Origin of the sequence: Alteromonas sp. W364, from assembly GCF_031846205.1 — a bacterium.
GTDB lineage: Bacteria > Pseudomonadota > Gammaproteobacteria > Enterobacterales > Alteromonadaceae > Glaciecola > Glaciecola blandensis.
In genome coordinates, this window is sequence record NZ_JAVRID010000005.1 from 194,111 (window position 1) to 219,424 (window position 25,314).

A 25,314-nucleotide genomic window follows, 5' to 3' on the forward strand; every position below is an offset into this window, starting at 1 on the left:
AGTAAACACAACAAATTCGTTTACTCTGTACGACTGGAGTCACGGATGCCTGAAAGCAAACAAGCAAAAAGCGAAGGAACTTCTGCACCAAGCGAACGCCCGGATGCTACTATCGTCAACCTTTCCAATACTAAGCTGTATATCCTCGATACCAATATTCTCCTTCATGAACCGCTCGCATTCATGTCATTTAAAGAGAATGATGTGGTCGTGCCAATGACGGTGCTTGAGGAACTCGACTATATAAAAGACAGTAAAAAGGATGTGGCGAGAGATGCTCGAGTCTCAATACGTGCTATGGAAGACTTATTACACGATGCCACGCCAGAGCAAATGCTAGATGGCGTGAGTATGCATGGCCTAGGTGCCGGTGAAACTGCACCAACAGGCTCTCTTTCTATATTCGCTGATCTTACTATGCCAGTTAACCAACAGGTATTTACCAGCAATGAGAATGATAATCGCATTATTAATGTTGCACTTCACTTACAAAAGAAGTTAGCACCTCGGCAAGTCGTCTTAGTGACTAAAGATATCAATATGCGACTGAAAGCCAAAGGCGCCGGTATGGGGCTAGTAGAAGATTATCGTACCGACCAATTAGTTACCGATATTAAATATTTATCAAAAGGCTATCACCAATTTGAAGGGAGCTTTTGGGAGCAAGTCACGAGTGTCGAAAGCTTCACTGAAGGGCGCGATACTATCCACACTATCGATAAACGTGTATTACCAGAGGCATATATAAACGAATTTTTAATTGACGATACCAAACAATTCGCTGGTATTGTTGAGTCTATAAATAACGATACGCTCGAGGTATTAGATTTAGGCTATGAGCGTTTGATGTCACGCCGAGCATGGGGCATATCGCCAAAAAACATTGGTCAAGCGATGGCTCTGCATGCCTTATTAGACCCACATATCGACCTCTGTGTTTTAACTGGCCCAGCCGGTAGCGGAAAAACCTTGTTAGCACTTGCTGCAGCGCTGGAAATGGTGATCGAAAAAAACATGTATGACAAAATCATTGTGACTCGCTCAACACCAGAAATCGCCGAATCGATAGGTTTCCTCCCGGGTACCGAGGAAGAGAAAATGGCACCGTGGTTAGCAGCAATTACCGATTCGCTTGAGGTCCTACATAAAAATGATGAGAACACGAAAGGCTCAATGAGTTACATCATGGAAAAAGCGAATATTCAGTTTAAATCGGTTAACTTCATGCGTGGTCGTAGTATCCAAAACGCCATTGTTATATTGGACGAATCGCAAAACCTGACTGCTTCTCAACTAAAAACTATCATTACGCGCTGTGGTGAGGGAACTAAACTTATTTGCGGTGGTAACTTGGCCCAGATTGATAGTAATTACCTCAGTGCGGTGACTTCAGGGCTTACCTACATTGTCGAGAAGTTTAAGAATTTTTCTGGTAGCGCCACCTTTAATTTAGATGGCGTGGTACGCAGTCGTTTAGCTGAGTTTGCAGAAAAGGAACTGTAAGCTCGCCTAATTTACTGGAGTTTATTGAAATTATGTCGATAGTACGATGAGCTTAGCTGATTGTAAGTTCATTATTTGGTGTTAATATAACCAATGTTTTGAAATATATTTGCGACTTTATATGAAACTTAAGCTTTTGCTAGGGTAGGCCGTTAGCGATGGTTGAGTGTAAAGCACTACCACTTGGGCCCTAAATGATAGAAGAAAAAGCGACTATCCTTGTTGTTGATGACGAAGCCATGAATATTCAGATTATCAATAATGCGCTTTCTAAAGACTACCATATTCTTGCAGCGATAAGTGGCGAGGAAGCCCTTCGTGTAGCAAGGCGAACGAAACCCGACTTGATATTGTTAGACATAGTCTTGCCCGATATCAGTGGGCATGAAGTATGTAAGGCCTTGAAAAACGATATTGAAACGAAGCACATTCCCATTATTTTTGTTACCTCCCAAAATCGCACTGAAGATGAGTTAAAAGGCTTAGAGCTTGGTGCAGTAGACTACTTTCGAAAGCCATTTGTAGTGCCTTTATTACAAGTCCGCGTGCGGAATCAAATAGACTTGGTTGTTAAAACCAGGGCGCTTGAAAAAATGGCGTGGGTCGATGGTTTAACGGGGATCTCTAATCGTCGGCACTTCGATAAAAAATACGAAGATGCATGTAAATACGCCCAACGAAATAAACGAAGCATATGTTTGCTTTTGATTGATATAGATTATTTTAAACAATATAACGATCATTACGGTCACGCGAAGGGCGATTTGGTGTTGCGAGAAGTCGCACACGAGCTCGAAGCCGGTGCGGCCAGGCCTCTCGACTTAGTGGCTCGCTATGGTGGTGAAGAGTTTATCATCTTACTAACTGACTCAAATGAGACCGAGGGTGTTTTAGTCGCTGAAAAAGTGCGTGAACAAATTGAAATGCTTGCAATTCCTCATGAGAAGTCTTTAATACATCAAGTCGTTACGGTAAGTATTGGTGTAACGACTAGTCCAGCAGATGGTGTTAAATTTGATCATGATATGTTGTTAAATACGGCAGATGAGTGTTTGTATGAAGCTAAAGCATCAGGTCGCAATACAATTGTGAGCACTGACTTTAGACCAACAGTCACTAAAGAGTAACTGACCAAAAACTACTATCGCTTTTTCCTAACACGTCAACATACCTATTGTGGGGCCCCGTGTCGGCCTAGGAACGTGCGTAAACTAAAATTAACTTCCAATGTCTTTTTGTTATGATATAACTTTACATAGGCATTGTTACAGTATAACATTTTACTCTATGACTTAGTTTATAACTTCAACTTCATGGATAGTAAGATGAAATCTTCTGCTTTAATTTCTGTATCTGTACTTGCTGCACTCGCTACAATGTCACCAAATTTATATGCCAAAACCATTACCGGAATTGTGAAAGACCAGAACGGTCAAGTGCTAACAACAGGTAAGGTTCAAATCATGGGTACAAATAAAAGTACGACTATCGGAAAAGACGGTACTTTTACCTTCAATGATGTAAAGCCTGGTAAGGTAGAAGTGCATGTTGCAAGCGCCAAGCATATTCACAGCAGTACCGAGTTTGTTTTACCTGAGACCGGTTTATTTGATGTTGAAATTAATGTTGAAAACTCCAGTATTGAAATCTTTGATGTGACGGCCAGTGCGTTCCATGCATCAACCATCGAATCCGCCGCACCTGTCAGTGTTATAGCAGGTCAAGACTTGCGTCAAAAGCAAGCTTCCACCCTAGGTGACACGCTCAAAAATGAAGTGGGTGTGCACTCTACGTTTTATGGCGGTGTTGCCAGCTCTCCTATTATTCGTGGTTTAGATGGCCCAAGAGTACTTATTACCCAAAATGGACTCGATTCAGGCGATGCGTCTCGTGTTGGCCCCGATCATATCGTCGCTACGGATGCATCCACAGCGACACAAATAGAAATTTTACGTGGTCCAGCAACCTTGTTCTACGGTAGTGGGGCGATTGGTGGTGTTGTCAATGTTGTTGATCAACGTATTCCGGATAACAATGATTTTGAAGGTGAAGCCTTAGTTGAAAGAAACACGAATAACAGTGAAGAAAGTTTCTCTGGTTCACTGAAAGGTGGTTCTGGAAATTTTGCTTTCAATGTACAGGGTTATTACCGGGATTCAGATGACTATCGTATCCCTGGTTATGCAGAAAATGAAAAAGCACATGATGATGAACATGAAGGCGAAGAGCACGACGAGAATGAAGATGAGCATCACAGTGATGTAGAAGGCATCGTCGAAAATTCAGCTAGCCGCAGCAAAGGTCTAACATTTGGTACAAGCTACCTGATGGACAATGGTTTCGTTGGTATTTCTATTGAACACATGTCGAGTCTATATGGAATTCCGGGTCATGCCCATGATGAACATGAAGATGAGCATGAAGAAGGTGAAGAGCACAATGAGCTAGAAGAAATGGAAGAAGTTGTGCGTGGTGATTTACAACAGAATCGCTATCAAATTATGAGTAAGCATCAAATTGACTCTGCGTTGATTAGTGCGGTAAACACCAGCTTTGCATACACCGATTACACCCATGCTGAAATCGAGAACGGTGAAATTGGCACCGTTTTCGCTAACGATTCTCAAGAAACTCGTGTTGAAATTATTCATCAACCTTTCATGGGCTGGCGTGGCGGATTAAGCCTACATTATAAGTCGAGTGATTTTGAAGCGATTGGTGAAGAGGCATTTACACCACCTTCAAAAACAGACAGCTTCGGTATCGGTATTATTGAAGAGCAGCACTTCGGTGATGTGTTATTCCAATTTGGTGCGCGAATTGAGCGTGTTGAGATAGACGTACCGATGATCCAAATTGGTGATATTGAACTGCTAGAAGAGCACGACGAAGAAGAACATGATGCAGCTCATGATGATGAGCATGACGAGCATGACGAGCATAACGAATTAGCCGAATCTAACCCGGGGAGTGATAAGGAAACCTTTACACCTATCAGCTTGTCTGCAGGTGCGGTTTGGGATTTCACTGATGGTTATAATCTAGGTGTATCATTCGTTCACGCACAACGTGCACCATCGAGCCCCGAGCTATATTCCTTTGGTCCTCATATCGGAACCAGTACATACGAACTGGGCGCTTTTTTCACTGTAGATGATGAGGGGGACATTGCCTTCAACGAAAATGAGCTCGAAATTGAAAAGTCGAATAATATCGATATTTCGCTTCGTAAGTTCAGTGGTGACTTCGGTTTTGTATTGAATGCTTTTTATAATCAAGTTGATGATTACTATTTTGCTGCAGACACGGGTTTTGTGTCTGGTGAAGAGCACGAAGAACACGAAGAAGATGGCATGGATGAAATGCATGACGAAGAGGAGCACGCTCATGAAGATGAGTTACCGGTGTTTGTTTTCAATGCGGTTGATGTTGACCTTTATGGTTTTGAAGCTCAGGTGAACTGGCAAGCAACGCCGTCACTTAGCTTCCAAGCACAAGGGGATATGATTAGAACAAAACTAGCGAATGCTGAAGACGGAAAATATCTACCACGTACACCTCCGACACGCTTAGGCGCTAGTGCCAATTATGCAACAAATGACTGGCAAGCCGAGCTTTCAGTAAACCACTACTTCGAACAAGACCGTGTTGCGGAGTTTGAGTCTAGTACCGACGGTTATACGTTGGTTGACCTCAATGTGAATTATGTGACAACAGTGCGTGATATTGATGTGACGGTATTCTTGAAAGGCAGTAACCTAACAGATGAAGAAGCGCGAGTGCATACCTCTTTCTTGAAAGATTTAACTCCTGTTCAAGGTCGCTCTTTCATTATGGGTGTTAGCGCTGCATTCTAATCCAATTGCTTTATGCAATCGCTTGCTTAGACTTAGAAAGCTCACTGTAAAGTGAGCTTTTTTGTCTCTACTCGACTGTATCTGGTGTCATGATTAATCGCCTAGTCCATGAATGAAAAATACTTTTCTCACGGTCTTGTGACATGTCCCCTAATCCAACTGAGTACATATATGTTTTTTTCACATTCACATGCCAATTCATTACGCATTAATTCAAGGTCAAAGTACGCTTTTTTTCAGGCCAAAAAGGCCATCTCCGCAATCTTTTTAGCTGCTATTTTTACTGTGTTACCAGCTCAAGCTAGCCAAGAAATTAATTGGCTTGATTATGAAGATGCAAGGCAACTCGATTCTGATAAGCCGATTTTTGTCTTCGGCGAAATGATGTTCTGCTCGGCCTGCAAAAAAATGAAAAAAGAAGTGTTTGTAGAAGCCAATATTATTAACACACTCAATGAAGATTTCATCCCAGTGCGGATGAGTACACTTGGCATTTTTCCCAATACCCTAGCTGACTTGGCAGATGACCAAGGAGACCCACTAGAACTTAATGGCTCGCCTGGTTTCGTTGTCATTCAGAATAATCAGTATTCCGTATTTTATGGCTTCCAATCAGCTGAAACCTTACGAAAGATTTTTGGCTTAGTGTTGAAAAGTGACGAAGCGTGAGGGCTGTCTTAATAAGCTGACCTTGATTTACGAAATTTCATATCGCACTAGTTTTGTTTTTAAATGGATAAATTAAATTTAGACAGCTACCAGCAAGGTGTTAACATATCGATAACATTTGAGTGCAATCCGAGATCCAGCGTCTCGATTGACAGAACAAAAGGATAGGTATGAGTAGTAGTCTTCAGCAAAATGAGAACATGTTGTTCATTGTGGTGATAAGTTGTGTAGCCACTATTGGAGGTTTTTTATTTGGTTTCGATAGCGGCGTTATCAACGGTACTTTCGACGGTTTAGAAAAAAGCTTTCAAACAGATGATCTTGCTGGTGGCTTTAATATCGCCAGCATGCTCTTGGGTTGTGCTGTAGGCGCATTTTTTGCCGGTACGCTAGCCGACAAATTCGGCCGCAAAGCTTTACTGCTTGTTGCCTCAGTATTTTTCATCATTAGCGCTTGGGGTTCGGGTATTGCTGGCAGTTCTATTGAATTTATCTGTTATCGTATTTTGGGTGGATTAGCTGTTGGTGCCGCTTCCGTCATGGCACCTGCTTACATTAGTGAAATAGCCCCAGCGAGACTTCGTGGCCGACTCACTTCCATTCAGCAATTTGCTATTATCGCGGGCTTAACGTCGGCGTTTATTAGTAATTATCTATTAGCCAAGCAAGCTGGCTTATCTACCGAAATACTGTGGATGGATTACGAGGCTTGGCGCTGGATGTTCTGGATTGAATTAGTCCCCGCGATTATTTTCTTTTTTGTGTTGTTTTTCATTCCAGAAAGCCCACGCTTTTTGGTGATGAGTCAACAAACAGACAAGGCACGACAAGTACTTGCCAGATTATATGGAAAAGAAGCAGTTGAACCGCTAGAAAAAGAAATTTTGTTATCATTGGAGACTCAAGATCAAAAGCCTCGCCTGAGCGATCTCATCGACAAAGTAAAAGGAAAAGTACGCCCTATTGTTTGGGTCGGGATTGGATTAGCGACTTTTCAGCAACTTGTTGGTATCAATGTTGTTTTCTATTATGGCGCGGTGTTGTGGCAAGCAGTGGGGTTTTCAGAATCTGACGCCTTGTTAATCAATATCATTGGCGCAAGTGTGAGTATTGCGGCTTGTCTGATAACCCTAAAAGTCATTGATAAAGTGGGTCGGAAACCTTTACTGACGATAGGTTCAGTGGGTATGGCTGTGACTTTACTAACGATGGTTGTGGCATTTGCCAATTCAGATTACGACCCAGCGACAAAATCACTCGTAATGGGCGACTTGGGCACTGTGGCGCTAATAGCAGCGAATGCCTATGTATTTTTCTTCAATTTAAGTTGGGGACCGGTTATGTGGGTGATGCTCGGAGAAATGTTCCCGAATCAAATTCGAGGCTCTGGTTTAGCCGTTGCAGGCTTATCACAATGGGGATCAAATTTTGCTATAACGATGATGTTCCCCATTATGTTGGCAAGTATTGGTTTGGCCGGTGCCTATGGTTTCTATGCATTATGCGCATTTATTTCTATCTTCTTTGTCGTGCGCTTCGTGCAAGAAACCAAAGGTCGAGCGTTAGAGGATATGCAAGGTTAAGGTAGCAGGTCTTTAAAAATGGGGGCACGCTTTTCTTGCGCGGCGCCCATCGCTTCCATAACGTCTGGCATTTGTAGCATACCGCTTTGCCAAGTCGCTATGTAGTTTAAGCTATTAGCAACATCATGATCGCGGGTGTAGTTTAGCATTTCTTTACAACCTGCTATGGCCATTGGCGAATGGCTTGCGATGGTTTGTGCGATCTTCATGACTTCGCTTAGCATGGTTTCTTGGTCAGGGTATACATGATTTACCAAGCCGCAATTTTTCGATTCTTGGCTGCCCATTTTACGTCCGGTATATACTAATTCTCTCACCAGACCCTGTGGCATTAGATGCGGCAAACGTTGCAGGGTTCCGACATCAGCGGTCATACCAATTTCTGTTTCTTTAATGCAGAAAAAGGCATCCTCAGTACAGTATCTGCTGTCGCAAGCACTGACCATATCGACTGCACCGCCAATAACACCGCCTTGCAAAGCTGCTAATACTGGCATTCTGACTTCTTCGAGAGCGTTAAAAGCATCTTGTAGTTTTAGGATCATCCGGCGAGCTTTTTCGGCTCGTCTCGCTGGTTCGCCCTGAAAGTCTTTACCCATATTAGCGAAGACTGATAAATCCATACCTGCACTGAAGTGTTTTCCTTGCGCAGAAATAACGATAACGCGCGCCAGCACATATTCATCAATCGTGCGCACAGCGTCGGGGAGTTCTGACCAAAACTCAGTCGTCATACTGTTGAGCTCAGCTGGGCGGCAAAGTTCAATATGTGCAATGCTTTGCTCGATGGTCACTTTCAATGTCTTATATTCTGCAAACTTCTCTGTATTGCCTGATATGGTTGAGCTCATGATATTCATCCTTTTTTTCTTATCTTCATTCAAGCACAAATACTCATTGGTTTTTGAACAAACTGTATTTTGATTACAAATAACTACGAATAATTACGAATTATTTTGGCTCAGAAACTATGCACTTGGGCCTACTCTTGCTAATCTAGCACTATGTAAATAATAAGAAAATCAACATGACAAAAATTTTTGGAATGATCTGCACAGTCGCCTTATTTGGTGCATTGACTGCCAGTTGTACTGGCAACAAGGACGATGATGGTTTTAACGTTGAGTATGAACAATACCAATTGAAAAATGGCCTGAATGTTATTCTGCATCAAGATAAGTCAGATCCTATCGTTGCAATGGCAACGATTGTGCACGTCGGCTCTAATCGCGAGAAGCCGGGCCGCACCGGCTTTGCACATTTCTTTGAGCATATGTCATTCAATGATTCTGAAAATGTGCCCAAAGGCGCTAATCGCAAAATGATCCCTGAACTTGGAGGAACCCGAAATGGCGGTACTTGGAGTGATGGCACCATATACTACGAAGTGGTACCAAAGGACGCTTTTGATAAGCTCTTATGGATAGACAGTGACCGCCTAGGATACATGATCAACACAGTGGATGTTGGTACCCTTGAGCGTGAAAAACAGGTTGTTAAAAACGAAAAACGTCAGCGTGTCGATAACCGTGCTTATGGTCATACTTCACATGTTATTAAGAAAAACCTCTACCCGAAAGACCACCCTTACAACTGGACCGTGATTGGTGATTTAGACGATTTGCAGTCTGCAACCTTGGAAGATGTTCGAGAGTTTTATGATACCTACTATGTACCTAGCAATGCGACGCTTGTGATTGCGGGTGATATAGATATTGAAGAAACTAAAAAGAAAGTTGAACTCTGGTTTGGTGAAATTGCGGCAGGTCCAGAGGTTGAGCCGATTGAACCTTGGGCTGTCGAGCTTGAAGAAAGTAAAAAGCTATTTCATGTTGATAACTTTGCGAAGCTGCCTGAAATTCGTCTGACCTTTCCAACGGTAGAACAATACCACGAGGAGGCCTACGCTCTAGACGCTTTAGGCACCTTGCTGTCTAGTGGTAAAAATGCAGCCTTGTATAAGACAATTGTAGAAAAAGAAAAATTGGCGCCCGGCGTGTCTTCTTACCACCGAGCAGAAGAAATTGCGGGTACCTTCACCATTCGCGTTAGAGCGAATGCCGGCGTGAAGCTAGATGACGTGTACGCTGCAATTAACACTTCATTGGATAAATTCGCAACAGAAGGTTTTACTGACGAGCAATTAGCTAAGATTAAAGCGCAAACAGAAACCTCATTCTATTACGCTATTGAGAGCATCTTGGATAAAGCCCTTCAATTGGGTATTTACAATGAGTATGCGGGTTCACCTGACTTCATTAAGCAGGATATTAAAAACATCAAAGCCGTATCCCGACAAGATGTAATGCGTGTGTTCAAAAAGTATGTCCATAACAAACCGGCGATTATTACGAGTTTTGTGCCTAAAAATGATGAAGCGTTAGTGCTTGCGGGCTCAAGCAAAGCGAATGTCGTCGAGGAAGAAATTAAGCGCAACGCAGAACAAAAGTTTGTTGAGAACGAATTGCTTAGTTTTGAAAAAACACCCACTAAGCATGACCGCAGTGAGCCGCCTCTGACTGACCTACCAGCATTAAGTATTCCAAACGTCTGGGAGTCTGCTTCTACTAATGGCATGCGAGTGCTTGGCATTGAGCAAACCGAATTGCCAGTCGTTAATTTCAGTATTACTGTTTCTGGTGGACAAGCGCTTGACACGAAAGACAAACTTGGAACAGCGTTCCTAATGGCGCAGTTAATGAATGAAGGAACTGCCAACAAGACGCCTCAGCAGCTAGAAGAGGCAATTGGGTTGTTGGGTGCTTCTATTCGTGTTTCTGCGGGCAAAGAAAGTGTTAGCATCCGCGGGAATACATTAGCGAAAAACTTTGAGGCCACTTTGGCTTTAGTGAACGAAATCCTTCTTCAGCCTCGCTGGGATCCCAGCGAGTTCGAGCGCTTAAAGGCTCGCCGTTTAACTAGCATTAAACAGGCACAAGGCAATCCAAATGCCATTGCATCGCAAGCTTTTATGAAACAACTTTATGGTGCAGACCATTTAGCTGGTTCTCCAACAGGAGGTACCCAAAGCACGGTCTCTGACATATCTCTGGAAGATCTCAAGCGTTACTACACTGCCAACATGACACCCAAAAATGCAGCATTTCATGTTGTTGGTGATGTGAAGCAGGCTGAGGTTGAAAAGGCTTTGTTACAATTGTCCGCATGGGATGGTGACCAGGTGACTATTCCTGAACAACCATCAATTAAAAATGTCGAAAAGCCTAAGCTTTATTTCATTGATTTGCCGAATGCAAAGCAAAGCGTCATCTATATTGGTAAAACAGTTGTGTCAGCGAATGATAAGTATTTTTATCCAATTGAATTTGCCAATATGAGACTAGGTGGTGGTATTAGTGCCCGACTTGCACAAACCCTAAGAATTGAGAAAGGCTACACTTATGGTGCATATTCTTATGTGCCAGCGACAGGCTACCAAAGTCCCTTTATTGCCTCTTCTCAAGTCAGAAGCAATGTCACCTTGGAGTCTTTAGAAGTGTTTAAAGATTTGATTGGTAATTATCGGGCAACCTTTACCGAAGAGGATCTTGGCGTAGCGAGAAACATGACAATTAAGAGTAACTCTCGCCGTTTTGAAACCTTGAATAGTTTACTCAGTATGCTTGAAACAATAAGCCGTTTCGACAAGCCAAAAAATTATATTGAACAAGAGCAAAATTTTGTTATCAACGCCAAGTTAATTGATTTGCATAACGCGATTGAGACATTCCTTGATGAACAAGAAATGATTTATTTAGTTGTAGGTGATGCAGCCTCACAGCTCGATAGAATGAACGGTCTGGGTTACGGTGAACCAATACTACTCGATTCTGACGGTAATCTTATCGGTTCAGACGATAGCTCGAGCGATTCAGTGCTTGGTGCCGGGCAATAAGGCGCAAACTAAATCGACTCAGATATACAACAATAAAAGCTTACCCCAAGTTGGCGTTTCAGAAACTTGGGGTAGGTTTCCCCAATAATGGCCTTTTGGCCCCTTTATTTACCTATCAAAAGGTTGATATATGAATATTTCAAACCGCTATCTTACGGCAAGCCTTTTTACCTTTTTTCTAAGCTCATTCAGTCACACTGCTTTTGCCAATAACCTCAATGTTGAAATAGAAAGTCCGCAAACGATTGATTCAAAAGGACGGCTTCACCTTGTTTTTTCAAAGTCTGCCGACAGGGAGCCAAGAAACTACAGCGCATGGCCAACAAGGAACATTGAGCCTTTGTTCTCCAAAGATCTGGAAAAAGTCCCAACAGGTGAAGCAATGCAAGTCAATTTCAATGACGCAGGCTTTCCGTACCGTTCACCTCAAGACTTACCTCCAGGAAACTGGTTCGTGCAAGTAATCTACGATACGGATACTTTCGACTCACGCATCAATTCACCTGGAAACTATTACAGTGAGGTGCAAAAAGTAGAGCTTGATTTCCTTGACTCCAAAGTGCTTTCTTTCAACTTAAGCAAGAAACTACCACCGGAAACATTACCCGCCGAGCAAGAACATCTCAAATTTGTCAAAATGCCAAGCGAGCTGCTAACTGAGTTTTGGCAACATGATATGCATTTAAGAGCCGGTGTGATTTTGCCCAAGGATTATTACTCGCAGCCCGATAAAGTATTTCCAGTTGTATTTAGCATAGGTGGCTATCACGGTCGTTATGACCGTGCTGAGCGTACCTTCAACAATAAAGATTTTCAAACTTATTGGTTTGGAGATGAAGCCCCGAATATGGTACTTGTGTTCTTAGACGGTGAAGCACCCTTGGGCGATAGTTACCAAATTGATTCTGCGAATAATGGGCCTTATGGCGAAGCGACATGGACCGAACTCCTGCCTTATTTAACCAAGCAATTCCGATTAGTAGACTCAGGTGAAACACGCTTTACCACTGGCTGCTCAACAGGTGGTTGGGTGAGCTTAGCTTTACAATTATTTTACCCTGATATGTTTAATGGCGCATGGTCATTTAGCGCTGACGGTGTTGATTTTAGATATTTCCAACTCGTTGATATTTACAAAGACGAAAATGCTTTCATTAACGAGCATGGCGTTGAGCGCCCTTCATTTAGAGCGAAAGACGGTGAAATTATTTTCAGTATTCAACGTGAAATCATGATGGAAAATACGATGGGACGGAATGATTCGTTTGCATACAGTGGTGGTCAATGGGGTGGTTGGAACGCCGTCTATGGGCCTCGCTTAGACAATGGACAACCTTCGGTCTTATGGGACCCAATAACAGGCGAAATAAATAAAGAGGTTGCGCAGGCATGGTCACGCTATGATTTACGCAAATATACTGAAGATAATTGGTCAAGCTTGGGGCCTAAAGTTGCGGGCAAGCTACATATTTGGATGGGGGATATGGACAATTTCTACCTCAACAACGCAATGAAGCTTTATGAAGAAATGTTGTCGAATCAAACCCAACCTATTTCAGACGCAAAATTTACTTGGGTTGACGGCGCTGGCCACTGCGATTATAGAGCCATACCAATGCTACAAAAAACCTTGTCGCAAATGCACGACCGTGTACCAGAAATGTACCAAACTAAGTAGAGACAGTTTTCCACCTTACAGTGCAATACTAAACAATAAGGCAAACAAATGAGCACAAAAGAACCATCAAATTTCGACTTCATCCTCTATGGTGCGAGCTCTTTCGTTGGCCAGATTATGGCAGAATATTTAGCTACTTATACTGGTGAAAGTTTCTCTTGGGCGATAGCTGGAAGAAGCGAAGCAAAGTTAATCGATTTAAAAAAGCGCCTAAATCTTGAAAATGTTCAACACTTTGTCGCGGATGCTGATGACGAGAGCGCGCTTAAAGACATGTGTCATAGAACCAATGCTGTGGTGAGTACGGTTGGACCCTATGCTCTCTACGGTGAGACCTTGGTCAGCGTTTGTGCAAAATCTGGCACCGATTATTGTGATCTGACTGGTGAACCACAGTGGATAAAGGCAATGCTAGATAAATATGAAAGCGATGCAAAGTCGTCTGGCGCTCGCATTGTTCATTGTACAGGCTTTGATTCTATTCCATCTGATTTGGGCGTGTTTAAATTACAGCAAACCATGATTGCAGCAACGGGTGCTCCGGCGCAGCAGATTAAAATGCGCGTACGCAGAATTAAAGGCGCAGCCTCGGGTGGCACAATCGCCAGCATGCTGAACGTGATTAAAGAGGCGAAAGAGGATCCGAGTTTACGCAAGATCCTAGTAAACCCATACGTGCTTTGCCCTAGTAGTCATGATTTCAAGCAAAGGCAAAAGAACCATAAAAAAGCAGAATACGATGCCGATCTGAAAGTATGGACCATGCCGTTTGTCATGGCGTCGATTAACGAAAGGATTGTGCATCGCAGTAACGCCTTATTAGGCAACCAGTACGGCGAAAGCTTTCTTTACGATGAAGCAATGACAGCAAAGTCAGGCTTTCAAGCGTGGACATTTACGCTAGGCTTAGGTGCTTTCATGTTGGGAGCGAGTATCTCGCCAATCAGAAACCTTCTAGCGAATAAATTTCTGCCCAAACCCGGCGAAGGTCCTAGTCCAGAAGAACAATTGAATGGCATGTTTGACATGCGTTTTTATGCAAAGACTTCAGAGGGCGAAAAGCGCTGCGTAAAGGTTTACGGTGATCGTGACCCAGGTTACGGCTCTACTGCTAAAATGCTAGCTCAATCTGTGCTATGTTTAAGTAAAGATGTGCCAGAACTGAAAGGTGGATTTTGGACGCCAGCATCAGCTTTGGGAGACAAGCTTATAGACCGCTTAGCTGAGCATGCTGGCGTAAGCGTTGAGTTGATTGACTAATTCAGGGAAAAGATAATGAACGTTAAGAATGTAAATACCTTTTGGCGCAAGCCAATGACTACTGTGGCTAGTATTTTATTATTGGGATGTCTGTTTTCAGCCAGTTCTTATGCTGAAACAGTGCGTTTATCAGAGCCGGTTGCTGTGACTGATACTAGCGAAACCTTTGGTTCAATTATTGATGAAACCCTACAGAAAGTCGATTTAGGAAGCTTGTCGAAACAACCCAGCAAGCATGCTGAAAAGCCCTTTATAGTCGAGACTAAAATTGCGAAAGTGTGTCAAAAGAAAGGCTGTTTCTTTATTGCACAAGACGGCGATACCATCATGCGCGTATCATTTAAAGACTATGGTTTTTTCATCCCTAGTGACACCGCTGGGCGCACCGTAACACTTGCAGGAGAGCTAGTTAAAAAAGAGCTCAGTGAGGAACAGGCAGCGCATTACCGTGCAGACCTACAATTAGACTCTGATATTGTTAAAGCCGGTGAAGTATATGAAATTGTTGCTTCAGGGATAAGAATCCCCAAAGCATAGTTTTCAGCTAGGCTTGTTTTAACAGATTGATTGCTTCTTCTAAATAAGTTCTGGAACAACCGAAGTTAATGCGGAAAAATGATGGCGCGCCGAAGTCTCGGCCTGGAGAGGGGCCAATACCCTTGCTTTCAGCCCAAGCTTGAGTGTCGTCAACCTGTAAACCGGAGGCATCTACCCACAATAAAAAAGTGGCTTCCGGTGCAATTGCTGTTAAACCTGAGATTTTGTTGATTTCTTCAACAAGATAATCACGATTTTCTTTCAAATAAGCCAACTCGGCTTTATGCCAGTCATCGCAATAACGAAACGCAGCGTTTGTCGCAGTTAGGCCAGTGACGGTGACCCATGGAACAATCCCGCGAGTAGAGCGCACGAACTTTGCGCGTAAGTCTGCATTTGGAATAATGGCAAATGAAGTTCCTAAACCGGCGACATTAAAGGTTTTGCTTGCAGCCATTAAGGTCATTGATTTGTCATGTAGCTTGCTGTGTGCGCCAGCTGGTAGATGCGGTACATCATCTAAAACCAAGTCGCAGTGGATTTCATCAGAGCACAGCGTCACATTGTGTTTTTCACATATTTGGGCAACACGATCCAGTTCTGTTTTGGTCATCACTGAGCCAACTGGGTTCATCGGGTTACACATAATGAACAAACTCGCATTGGGTGCAGCTGCCGCTTCTTCGAGAGCATCGAAATCCAAGGTCCAACGCCCATTAAGCTCAACAGTCGGCACGGTGGCTCTTTTCATGCCATTAATTGCTGGTGCGGCGAGTAGTGGAGGGTAGTTAGGGCTTTGTACAATCACAGTATCACCAGCCTTACAATTTGCTTTGATAGCAACATTAAAAGCGGGAACAACACCTGGTGTCCAGACGATCCAATCAGCTTCAATAGTCCAGTTGTATCGTTTCTTGCACCACTGGACAATAGCTTCTAGGGCATCAGTATCGTGAGCTGGGAGTGTATAACCAAATAATCCATCGTCGACTCTTTTATGCAACGCTTCGATGATTGGAGGGGCACACCTAAATTCACTATCAGCAATCCACATAGGTAAGATATCAGTGCCTTTGTATTTTTCCCATTTATAGGCTTTTGTTGCACTTCTATCTGGCTTATCACTGAAATTCATTTGGTTTCCTTTTGGCTGCTATTAATCTCAATCCTCAAGTTTAAAGCAGTTTAACAAAGAACCAAAGAGCTAATCGTAACTGCACTCCTCCCCGCGCAGGTCGTCATCCCCGCGTAGGTTGTCATCCCCGCGTAGGTTGTCATCCCCGCGCATTCCGTCATCCCCGCGTAGGTTATCATCCCTGCGCATTCCGTCATCCCCGCGCATTCCGTCATCCCCGCGCAGGCGGGGACCTAGATTCCTGCCTTCGCAGGAATGACATAAGCGCTTAGGAATGACGTAAATGTTGCAGGAATGACGCAAGTTGGGAGTGTTGGCTTATCCTTTGCTGCTATTGAGTTCTAAGTCTTCGGCATCTTCTAATTCACCTTCCAAACGTTTACTTTCATCAGCGCGTGGCTTAGTGAAACGAGCAATCAGCTTGTATAGCACCGGTGTGAGAAACAAAGTAAAGATGACGGCGATACCCAACCCACCGAAAACTACCCAACCGATGGAGTTACGAGCTTCCGCACCAGCACCGGTTGACAAAATCAAAGGCAGGCCACCCAGTATGGTTGACATCAAGGTCATCATAATCGGACGAAGTCTTACCGAAGCGGCTTCAACGATGGCATCATTCACTTGCATCCCACGGTCACGCAGTTGGTCAGCAAATTCAACGAGTAAAATGGCATTCTTGGCAATCAGCCCTATGAGCATTACTAAACCTATCTGAGAATAGATATTGATTGAAGTGCCGGTAAGATAGAGTGCAAATATCGCAGCGGCAATGCCGAAGGGAACGGTAATCATAACAATGATCGCACTATTAAGGCTTTCAAACTGTGCAGCTAGGACCAGTAAGACAATGATGAATGCAAACAAGTAAGTCATCGCGACTTCGTTAGATGTTTCTTCAAACGTCAATGCTTCGCCCAAGAAAATCAAGCCGATGCCATCAGGTAAGTTTTCATTGCCAATGTCTCGCAGCTTACTGACGGCTTCTGCCATCGTTAACGAGTCTGGTAGTTCCAATTCAATCTCTATTGCACGACGCTGCGCATGACGCTCCAATTCAGCCGCAACACCTTCTTCACTGATGTATGCCAAACTAGAAAGTGGTACGAGGCGTCCGTTGTTAGACTTCACATACAAGTTAGTCAACTCAGATGGATTGGTTGTGACACGGTTGCTTGATTGCAGTATTAAAGGCACAGCTTGATCACCGATGTTTAGGTCGGCAATGTCATCGCCGTTGATCGCTGCCCGCAATGTGGTGGATATGTCGTTAAATGGCACACCCAGTTCTTCTGCGCGACGTCTGTCGATGTTTACACGCAATTGTGGCTGGGTAGGCTGATAGCCAATTCGAGGCCTGCCGAGTTCAGGCAGTTGTTGCTCTACTAGCTTAGTAAACTCAAGAGCTGACTCATATATTCTCTCATATGTATCGCCAGTAAGCGCTAACTCAAGACCGCCCCCTTGGCCACGCAGGTTTAAGCTGTTTGAACCGAAGGCATTAGCAGGAGCACCAGGAATACCCTGTAGTTGGGGGCGCATTTCATTAATGATTTCTTGTTGTGTCTTGTCTCTATCGTCCCAATGCTCTAGCGGCACAGTGATAAACACAACGTTCGGATCCCAACGACCTACTACGGTATAGATAGAATCCACATTTGAGTCTTCTACATAAGGCAATAAGATTTCTTCCATCTTCTCAGCTTGGCGATTCATGTAGTTTAAGCCAACGCCATCTGGGCCCCTTGCGAATACACGAATTGATCCACGGTCCTCAGAGGGTAGTAATTGATTTTCAATTTTCTCATAGAGAAGAAACGCACCACCAGCGGCCATAAGCGAAATCAGCACGGTTAGCCATGATAATTGAAGGCTTCGTCTGAGTATGACCATATATCCATTCAGTACTTGTCTGCCAAAAGCCCCTAGGGTTCGGTCAAAGAAACCACTGGAAGATGATTTGATGGGCAGTTTTGCCGTTAATGCAGGTACTAAACTCAGCGCGACAAACGATGAGATGATAACAGCACCGGCAAGGACACCACCGAACTCTCTGAACAATCGTCCTGCAGTTGATGGTAAAAATGCGATAGGAATAAATACAGCTGCTAAGACTGCTGTGGTGGCAACGACAGCGAAGAAAACTTCACGTGTCCCTAATACGGCAGCGGCTCTCGCACCTAAGCCTTGTGAACGTCTACGTTGAATGTTTTCTGAAACAACGATAGCATCGTCAACAATTAGGCCGGTACCTAAAACTAAGGCCAGTAGCGTTAGAATATTAATCGAGAATCCTAGCACCCACATGATAACCAAAGCACCAACCAAAGACACTGGGATAGATAAAGCCGGCACTAACGTCGCTCTGAATGTGCCTAAGAACAACCATAAAGTGGCAACGACGAGTAGGATAGTCAGACTAAGAGAAACAATGACTTCGTCTACTGAACCTCGTATAAACTCTGCATCATCAGAGGTGACAACAATATTCATGTCAGTAAAGCGCTTGTCTAAACTAGCCACCATTGCCAGTACTTCATCAGAAATCTCAATGGTATTTGAGCGGGCTTGACGAACAATACCTAAGCCAACGACGGGTTTGCCATCTAAGCGAACCAAACTATTGGCATCAGCGGGCCCAAAATATACATTGGCAACATCTGCTATGCGCGTATCGCCGTTGATCACAATTTGCTCTATATCTTGTGTATTTACGGATGTGGCATCGGCGCGCACGATTAATTCTTGGTCTTGCGATTTGACACTACCTGCCGGTACATCAAATGGCGCTAAACGCAACGCTGCCGCGACGTCGGTCATAGAAAGGTTGAAGCTAGTTAATCGTAGTGGGTCAACAGCAACCCGCATAACGCGTTGACGCTGACCATTCAATGAAACGTCAGCGACACCGGGGATACTCAGAAACATTGGAGCAAGGTCAACTTCAACGCGTTCTGTTAGAGTTTCCATGTCGAGAGAGTCACTACTGATCGCTAAACTTACAACGGCTTGTGCATCGTTGTCTGCTTTAATAATGGCTAGGTTTTCAACTTCTGCGGGTAAGCGCCTTTGGACACGACTGACAGATTCTCTTGTTTCGTTGGCTGCGTCTTCAAGGTTAATGCCAGGGCGAAATTCAACACGGACACGAGCAGAGCCTTCTTCACTTGAAGCTCTTATCGATTTCACCCCGCTCACTCGGGCCACAGCCCCTTCTAGTCGGCTAGTCACTTCGCTATCGACTGTCTCTGGTGAGCCACCAGGATAGCTTGCTGTTACCGAAACGATAGGTCTATCTACATCCGGTAATTCTCTTATTTCTAGATCATTAATTGCTGCAAAGCCGGCTAAAATAATGAGTAGGTTAAGTACCATCACCAATACTGGGCGACGAATTGAAAGTGACGGTAAATCGTTCACTTGTAAGGATGAGGGCAGCTTCATGATGCCTTCTCCTGCTCGTTTCTATTCGCGCGGCTGGCATTGCTCGTCATCGCTTCGAGAGCTTGACCACCGCGTAGGCGTTGTACGCCCTCTACAACCAGCGGCGCACCTGCCGTAAATGGCCCTTGGACCAGTATTGTGCCGAGTAATCGTTGCTGAATTTGAACATCAACTCTTGCTGCTTTGCCCTCTACCATTTGCCAAACATACGCACCTGTCGCAGACCAGAGCAATGAGGCTTCAGGAACAGCAACATATTCTTGTCCTAAAATGGAAAGTGTGACGCGAAAGCTCATGCCAGGGCGATACTTATCGTTTTCATTGTTCAACAATGCTCTGACTCGTATTGTGCGATCCTGCTCGCTTATTCGTGAATCTACTTGTGCAATCGACGCTTCAATTTTCACCTCTCGATCTTGCCAAGGCGTTAGAAATACTTTCGCGTCATTATTGAGTATATCTACAGCAACTTCTGGCGCTGAGAAGTTAATATACAACTCGTTTCGGTCATCAATGGTGGTGATTTGAGTTAGTTGAGAAATTCGGTCACCCACTTCAACATCAGTGAACCCTAAAATGCCAGAGAAAGGCGCTTTCACAATACGCTCACTCAGCGCAACATCCGCTTCTTTAACTGCCACTTCTGCCAAGGCCATGGCGGTTTGAGCCACATCAACCTGGCTTTGTGATGCTGCTCCTTTTTTGCGGCTCTCGACCAATCGTTGATATTCGCGTTGAGTGTCTTTTAATTGTATTTTCGCGCGTTGTAAGGCGACTTTTTCGCGCTCATTGTAAAGTGTTAGTAGTACTTTATCTTTCTCGACAAATTGACCAGGTTCAAAATCGACTAAGGTGACGCGTTCACTCACGGCTGGGAAAAGAATAACTGACTTTCTTGCTTCAGCTGTTCCGACAGCTTCCAAGTTGAGTTCTTGGGCTTGATACTTGAGCGGTGCGACAATGACTTTGGTTTTTGCATCATCTCTGCCTCCCCATGATTGGGCGTGAACATTCAGTGAAGCAATAAATAGTATGGCGATGCTTGCGAAGTGAAACAGCTTTTCTCGCTTAAAAATTTGCAATGTCATTATATATTTTCTCAGTTTTTTGTTCGGCACAAGGTAGGTGCACATCTCTGCTTGTAATGGCAAGTTTACGCGAAAGGTCTCGAGGTAGATCATATCTTTACATTTACTTTACGCTTGTAAATTGCTTGAAACTGCCCTTTGCATTGACACAAATCAGACGAGTGTTTCATTGAAAGAAAAATCCTTGTTTTTGTTCCAACTATTCTGTTCAATAGAGCAATGCAAAAACACACCTCAAACTCGTCATTAATGTTAAGGTTTTTACTCCTTATCAGTTTGGCATTCAATCAAGGACTCGGATTAGCGTCTAGCTCAACCGCCATGTCGGCTATGCAGTCATTTGCGAGTGATGATGTGTTGGCTATTTGCACAGGTAAAAGTGTCAAGTGGATTTCCGCCTACGTTTATTTCGCTAGCGGAGAAGTCCTTGAAGTTGAGGCACCTGCAGCTACGCCAGAAAATTTGCATGAAGTGTCTTGTGTACTGGCGCAACTTGCCGACCAGCCGAATTCCCTAGAAAATACTCAATCCGTAAGTGTTAACGTCGCAGGACATACGCCGCTTTTTTACACTCTTGTCAGTTTTTCTACTACAAGCACACAGACTCTCAATTTAGCCAGAGCTCCCCCAATTCTTTTCGCTAATTCGTTCCCCAAATAGTTGAGCGTCACAGTGCCTGTAGTACTGTGAACTTATGAACATTGTCTCAAATACACTTTGAGAAAAGGCTTAGAGAATAAAGATGTTGAATCACATACAAAGTAATGGCCGCATGATGGCCCCAAAAATCCTTGCCGCTATTTCACTCGCGGTCTGTCTTGCATTGGGCAGCGCAGCATCAAGTGCTGTTGCCGAAGAGTCGAATATTGAAAGAATTGAAGTGCTTGGCCAAATTAACAGTGGCCTACTGGAGTCACAAATCGACTTTGAAGATAGCAGCTCCCCCGATTTGCGTGCGCAACTAAGTCAATTGCCTGGTGTATCCGTCAATGGCAATGGCTTAGTGAGTGGTATTGTGCAATATCGCGGACTCTACGGTGATAGAGTGAAGGTCAAAATTGACGATATTGATATTGCAGGTGCTGGACCTAATGCAATGGATAGCCCTTTATCTCACGTGCTTGGCACACAACAAGAGGTCATTCTATATCAAGGTGTCGCACCAGTATCGGTGGGAGCAGAGAGCCTGGGTGGCGCTTTAGTCATCCGTAACAATAAACCTGATCTTAATACCCGAGACAAATGGGAGTCTACTGCTGCGTTAACAGCCACATACTTCGGTAATAATGATTCAAAAAATGTGAATGCTGAGGTGTTTTCCGCTACGGACAATGCATACATATCGGTACAAGGTCAGCTGCAAAAGGCAGGCAACTATGAAAGTGGCAATGGTGATGAAGTGCCATCCACCTTTTATGATAGAACTGGCTTAAAACTAGGTGCGGGTTACTTTACTGATGACACAGCAATAAATGCGCTTGTAGGGTATAGGAACACAGACGAGTCGGGCACACCAGCCTTAGCGATGGACATTATCTATGTCGACTCACTTTGGTATAAATTGGCGGTTGATCGTGAATTCTCTAACGACTGGCAAGCGAAGTTAAAACTGTATGGCAATCAGAATGAGCACGACATGAATAACTACGAGTTACGTTCTGCGCCTATGCCAGCGATGCACCGCTTGAATACAGTCGACAGTGAAGCACTGGGCTTTGACATTGATTTTGTTCAATTTGGGCAAAATGGGCAAACCTTAAGAAGTGAAGGGGGGTGGCGTATTGGCGCGAGCTACTATCAGCAAAAGCATAGCTCACGGATCACAAACCCAAATAATGCGATGTTTTTCATTCACAACTTTAATGACATTGAACGCGATTTATTGAGTGCTTACCTCGAGTATGACGGTAGTTTTAACTCTACAGATAAGATCGATAAACCATGGCAAATTGGTTTACGTGCGAGTGAAGTGACGCTCAATGCAGATGAAGTCGGTTCAAGCATGGCCATGATGAATCCAAATGTAGCGGCCCTTGTCATGGGCTTCAATAATGCAAATAGAGAAGTAGACTATCAGTTAGTCGATATTGTATTAAAAACCCAAATGCCGCTGACTGAGCGTGCTGATATTACATTTTCACTGGGTCAAAAAGAAAGAGCCCCCACTTACAGTGAAATTTACTCGTGGTTTCCTTTGGAGGTTTCAGCAGGCTTAGCTGATGGTAGAAACTATATCGGTAATCTTAACTTGAAGAAAGAATCAGCCAAGAAAGCAGATGTGGGTATTCAGTATCAAAAAGCTGGGTTTAGTGTGATGGGTAATGTTTTCTATCAAAAAATCGATGATTATATTATTGGTACGCCTTCTGAAAGTTCGCCGGCGAATATGATTACAACGATGATGGGCGCTCAGCAAGCTTTGCAATGGAATAACTTAGGTGCGCAACTACATGGTTTAGACGTTTATGCCTCTTACGAGATTGACAAGCATTGGCAAATTACAAGCAGTGCGCAATGGGTAAATGGTAAACTGACTGAAGCCATTAATAGCGAAAAGTTACCTTTATATCGTGTGGCTCCTTTAAGCGGAAATATCACCGTGAATTGGCAGTATGACAGAATCGATGCAGCCCTAACGCTTGTGGCAGCGGCCAAGCAAGATGAAGTGTCGAGCTTACAAAATGAAAGCCCTACAGCCGGTTATGGCGTGTTCAATTTCATCCTTGATTATGAGCTAAATGCGGCGATGAATCTGAGCTTTGTGATTGAAAATCTTGCGGATAAATCGTATGCCCAACACTTAGGTGGCGTTAATCGTGTAGCCAATGCAGATATTTCACTAGGTGAGAAGGTACCCGAAATTGGCCGTAATATTGGTGTCCACCTCGACGTTGTGTTTTAACCCAGCGTCGAGATGTAAGTTTGTACTTTTTCACGATCATTGAGAACAAACAGCAAAACCAAATCACCGGCTTGAGCGCGCTTCATAATGTGCTTGCAGCCGGTGAGTGGATCGGGGGAAACGGTGATACTGGCAGCAGGTACACCTCGCGATAGCAAATGTGTTTGCACTAGCTCAGATATTTCATTGGGTGCTCGACCTCGTAAATACTTGTCTATTTCAGCAAGCACATAGTTGCTAGGTTCAAGCTTTTTCACGATATTCGCGACTTCAATAATCTCCTGATCAGAGCGGTCGCCAGCATGGCTGAACATAACATGTTTATTGTTCGCCTTCGTTTGAGCGGCCATTTCTATGATAGCCTCCATACTATGTGCGTTGTGGGCAAAATCTACGACGACTTGTATATCATTTACTAGGTAGCGATTTCCCCGCCCAGGGTTGTCTTCAGGACGTAAACCGAATTGCTTCAAACCTTGGCTTATTGCCTCGTCAGGAATATGCAATGCCTTACATAAACCAATAACGCCTAGCGCATTTTGGATGTTGTAGTTCGCTGTACCCTCCATTGTCATAGGCACTTGATTGATGTTAGCTATGTTTGATGCTTCTGAGAAGTGGTACACAAATTCATTATTATCCACGTATACGCAGGGCATCTGTTTGTCTAGCGCTTCCCTAATCTTTGGGTTGTCTTTGTTTGTACTAAACCAACAAATTGGTGCGCTAAGGTGCGCTGAATGTTCAACAATTAACTTATCATCAGCATTCAGTACGAGAACTGCATTGCTATCAATTGCTTTTGCGACCATGAGTTTTACTTGGGCTATTTCATCTACCGTATTTATGCCATATTGACCAAGATGATCCCCTGCAACGTTAGTAACCAGTGCCGCATCAGCTTGGGGAACGGGTAAACCTCTGCGCAGTAAGCCGCCTCGGGCGACCTCCAGAAAAGCCATTTCTGTTCTATTGTCGCGCAGGAGCATTCTTGCACCACCCGGTCCAGAGTAATCCCCTTCGTCGATAAGTATGTCGCCGACTTTAATAAAGTCAGTGGAAGTCACACCAGCATTAATCTTGGCACATTTTGCAATCTCCGCAGCCAAACGAACGCTGGTCGATTTACCGTTGGTACCGGTGACTAACGCCAATGGAATTTGCGAAAATGCAGACCAGTCAATGTCATTTTCAGATGCTTTGCTTAAGTGGCTATTGGAAACTAAACCAAAGGGTTTAAGTGCAGGTAGCTTGTCTATCGGCCAAGTCACAGCGCTTGGTCCAGTGCCTAAACTCACTTCATCATCATCGGGTAAACAAAGCACATTGTGCGCCCTCGCTTGCTGCAAAAGGCTGAGTAATGCTGGATTTCTTTCCTCTTTGATGGTGTCTTTTAACGCACTCAAACGTTGGCTAAATTTTATGTTGATGGGCTTATCTACAGAATGCCCAAGAAGTTGGTCTACACACCGATCCCAAGCTAATTCAATCAAGTCACATGCACTATACAATTGGTCCATTGGTGCAGCGATAGACATGCTTGCCCCACCGGTATAGAAACGGTAAAAGGTGGGCTGTTTCCAATTCACAGCTAATTGGCAAATTTGTACATGTTGTTGCCAACACTTTAGGACAGCCTCAGGTGCAATACCTTCAAAAAAAACATCAATGATTGCACCAGAGTGATCTGACAGTAAGTTTGGCCCAGTGAGGCGTCGTACTTCGTCCAGTTCTAATTTCATATTCAATCTATCTCAGACTTT

At 43.9% G+C, this 25,314-nt stretch carries 16 protein-coding genes; 11 read left to right on the top strand and 5 right to left on the bottom strand.

What is annotated here, in order from left to right:
- The first annotated feature begins 45 nt into the window (after window positions 1-45).
- From RM556_RS09940 to RM556_RS09960, 5 genes are all read left to right on the top strand, one after another.
- A complete protein-coding gene (locus RM556_RS09940) occupies window positions 46-1,503 on the top strand; it encodes a PhoH family protein (RefSeq protein ID WP_311361200.1) in 1,458 nt (485 codons plus the stop codon).
- 194 nt (window positions 1,504-1,697) lie between these two features.
- Window positions 1,698-2,630 (top strand): diguanylate cyclase, encoded by a 933-nt coding sequence (locus RM556_RS09945; RefSeq protein WP_311374497.1) that lies wholly within the window; start codon window positions 1,698-1,700, stop codon window positions 2,628-2,630.
- Between the two features lie 198 nt (window positions 2,631-2,828).
- Window positions 2,829-5,360, top strand: a complete 2,532-nt coding sequence (locus RM556_RS09950) for a TonB-dependent receptor (RefSeq protein WP_311374498.1) — start codon at window positions 2,829-2,831, stop codon at window positions 5,358-5,360.
- 171 nt (window positions 5,361-5,531) lie between these two features.
- Window positions 5,532-6,029 carry a DUF255 domain-containing protein gene (locus tag RM556_RS09955; protein ID WP_311374499.1) on the top strand — a complete coding sequence of 166 codons (498 nt, stop codon included), beginning with the start codon at window positions 5,532-5,534 and terminating at the stop codon, window positions 6,027-6,029.
- A 170-nt stretch (window positions 6,030-6,199) separates the two neighbouring features.
- Window positions 6,200-7,612 (top strand): sugar porter family MFS transporter, encoded by a 1,413-nt coding sequence (locus tag RM556_RS09960; protein WP_311374500.1) that lies wholly within the window; start codon window positions 6,200-6,202, stop codon window positions 7,610-7,612.
- On the opposite strand, the gene RM556_RS09965 is transcribed toward RM556_RS09960, so the two are convergent.
- Window positions 7,609-8,463, bottom strand: coding sequence for a crotonase/enoyl-CoA hydratase family protein (locus RM556_RS09965; RefSeq protein ID WP_311361204.1), 855 nt, complete (start codon window positions 8,461-8,463; stop codon window positions 7,609-7,611). The genes RM556_RS09960 and RM556_RS09965 overlap by 4 nt on opposite strands.
- Before the next feature lie 176 nt (window positions 8,464-8,639).
- On the opposite strand from RM556_RS09965, the gene RM556_RS09970 reads away from it, so the two are divergent.
- From RM556_RS09970 to RM556_RS09985, 4 genes are all read left to right on the top strand, one after another.
- On the top strand, window positions 8,640-11,507 hold the full coding sequence (locus RM556_RS09970; protein ID WP_311374501.1) for a pitrilysin family protein: 2,868 nt from the start codon (window positions 8,640-8,642) through the stop codon (window positions 11,505-11,507).
- A gap of 130 nt (window positions 11,508-11,637) precedes the next feature.
- Complete coding sequence (locus RM556_RS09975) at window positions 11,638-13,185, top strand: alpha/beta hydrolase-fold protein (protein ID WP_311374502.1); 1,548 nt, start codon at window positions 11,638-11,640, stop codon at window positions 13,183-13,185.
- Window positions 13,186-13,233: 48 nt separating this feature from the next.
- The gene (locus RM556_RS09980) at window positions 13,234-14,445 is read left to right on the top strand and encodes a saccharopine dehydrogenase NADP-binding domain-containing protein (protein WP_311374503.1); all 1,212 of its coding nucleotides are present in this window, start codon (window positions 13,234-13,236) and stop codon (window positions 14,443-14,445) included.
- Between the two features lie 15 nt (window positions 14,446-14,460).
- A complete protein-coding gene (locus RM556_RS09985; RefSeq protein ID WP_311361208.1) occupies window positions 14,461-14,982 on the top strand; it encodes a DUF4920 domain-containing protein in 522 nt (173 codons plus the stop codon).
- Window positions 14,983-14,989: 7 nt separating this feature from the next.
- On the opposite strand, the gene RM556_RS09990 is transcribed toward RM556_RS09985, so the two are convergent.
- The 3 genes from RM556_RS09990 to RM556_RS10000 all read right to left on the bottom strand — a co-directional run bounded on the left by RM556_RS09990 (window position 14,990) and on the right by RM556_RS10000 (window position 20,649).
- Window positions 14,990-16,117: a PatB family C-S lyase gene (locus RM556_RS09990; protein ID WP_311374504.1), complete on the bottom strand. Its 1,128-nt coding sequence runs from the start codon at window positions 16,115-16,117 to the stop codon at window positions 14,990-14,992.
- Between the two features lie 318 nt (window positions 16,118-16,435).
- The gene (locus RM556_RS09995) at window positions 16,436-19,561 is read right to left on the bottom strand and encodes an efflux RND transporter permease subunit (RefSeq protein ID WP_311374505.1); all 3,126 of its coding nucleotides are present in this window, start codon (window positions 19,559-19,561) and stop codon (window positions 16,436-16,438) included.
- On the bottom strand, window positions 19,558-20,649 hold the full coding sequence (locus tag RM556_RS10000; RefSeq protein WP_311374506.1) for an efflux RND transporter periplasmic adaptor subunit: 1,092 nt from the start codon (window positions 20,647-20,649) through the stop codon (window positions 19,558-19,560). The genes RM556_RS09995 and RM556_RS10000 overlap by 4 nt, the downstream gene beginning before the upstream one ends.
- 219 nt (window positions 20,650-20,868) lie before the next feature.
- Between RM556_RS10000 and RM556_RS10005 the strand changes: the two genes are divergently transcribed.
- Together RM556_RS10005 and RM556_RS10010 are read left to right on the top strand one after the other, a co-directional pair.
- On the top strand, window positions 20,869-21,309 hold the full coding sequence (locus tag RM556_RS10005; protein WP_311361212.1) for a hypothetical protein: 441 nt from the start codon (window positions 20,869-20,871) through the stop codon (window positions 21,307-21,309).
- An 82-nt stretch (window positions 21,310-21,391) separates the two neighbouring features.
- A complete protein-coding gene (locus tag RM556_RS10010) occupies window positions 21,392-23,551 on the top strand; it encodes a TonB-dependent receptor domain-containing protein (protein ID WP_311374507.1) in 2,160 nt (719 codons plus the stop codon).
- On the opposite strand, the gene RM556_RS10015 is transcribed toward RM556_RS10010, so the two are convergent.
- Window positions 23,548-25,293, bottom strand: a complete 1,746-nt coding sequence (locus tag RM556_RS10015) for a Mur ligase family protein (protein WP_311374508.1) — start codon at window positions 25,291-25,293, stop codon at window positions 23,548-23,550. The genes RM556_RS10010 and RM556_RS10015 overlap by 4 nt on opposite strands.
- Window positions 25,294-25,314 lie beyond the last annotated feature (21 nt).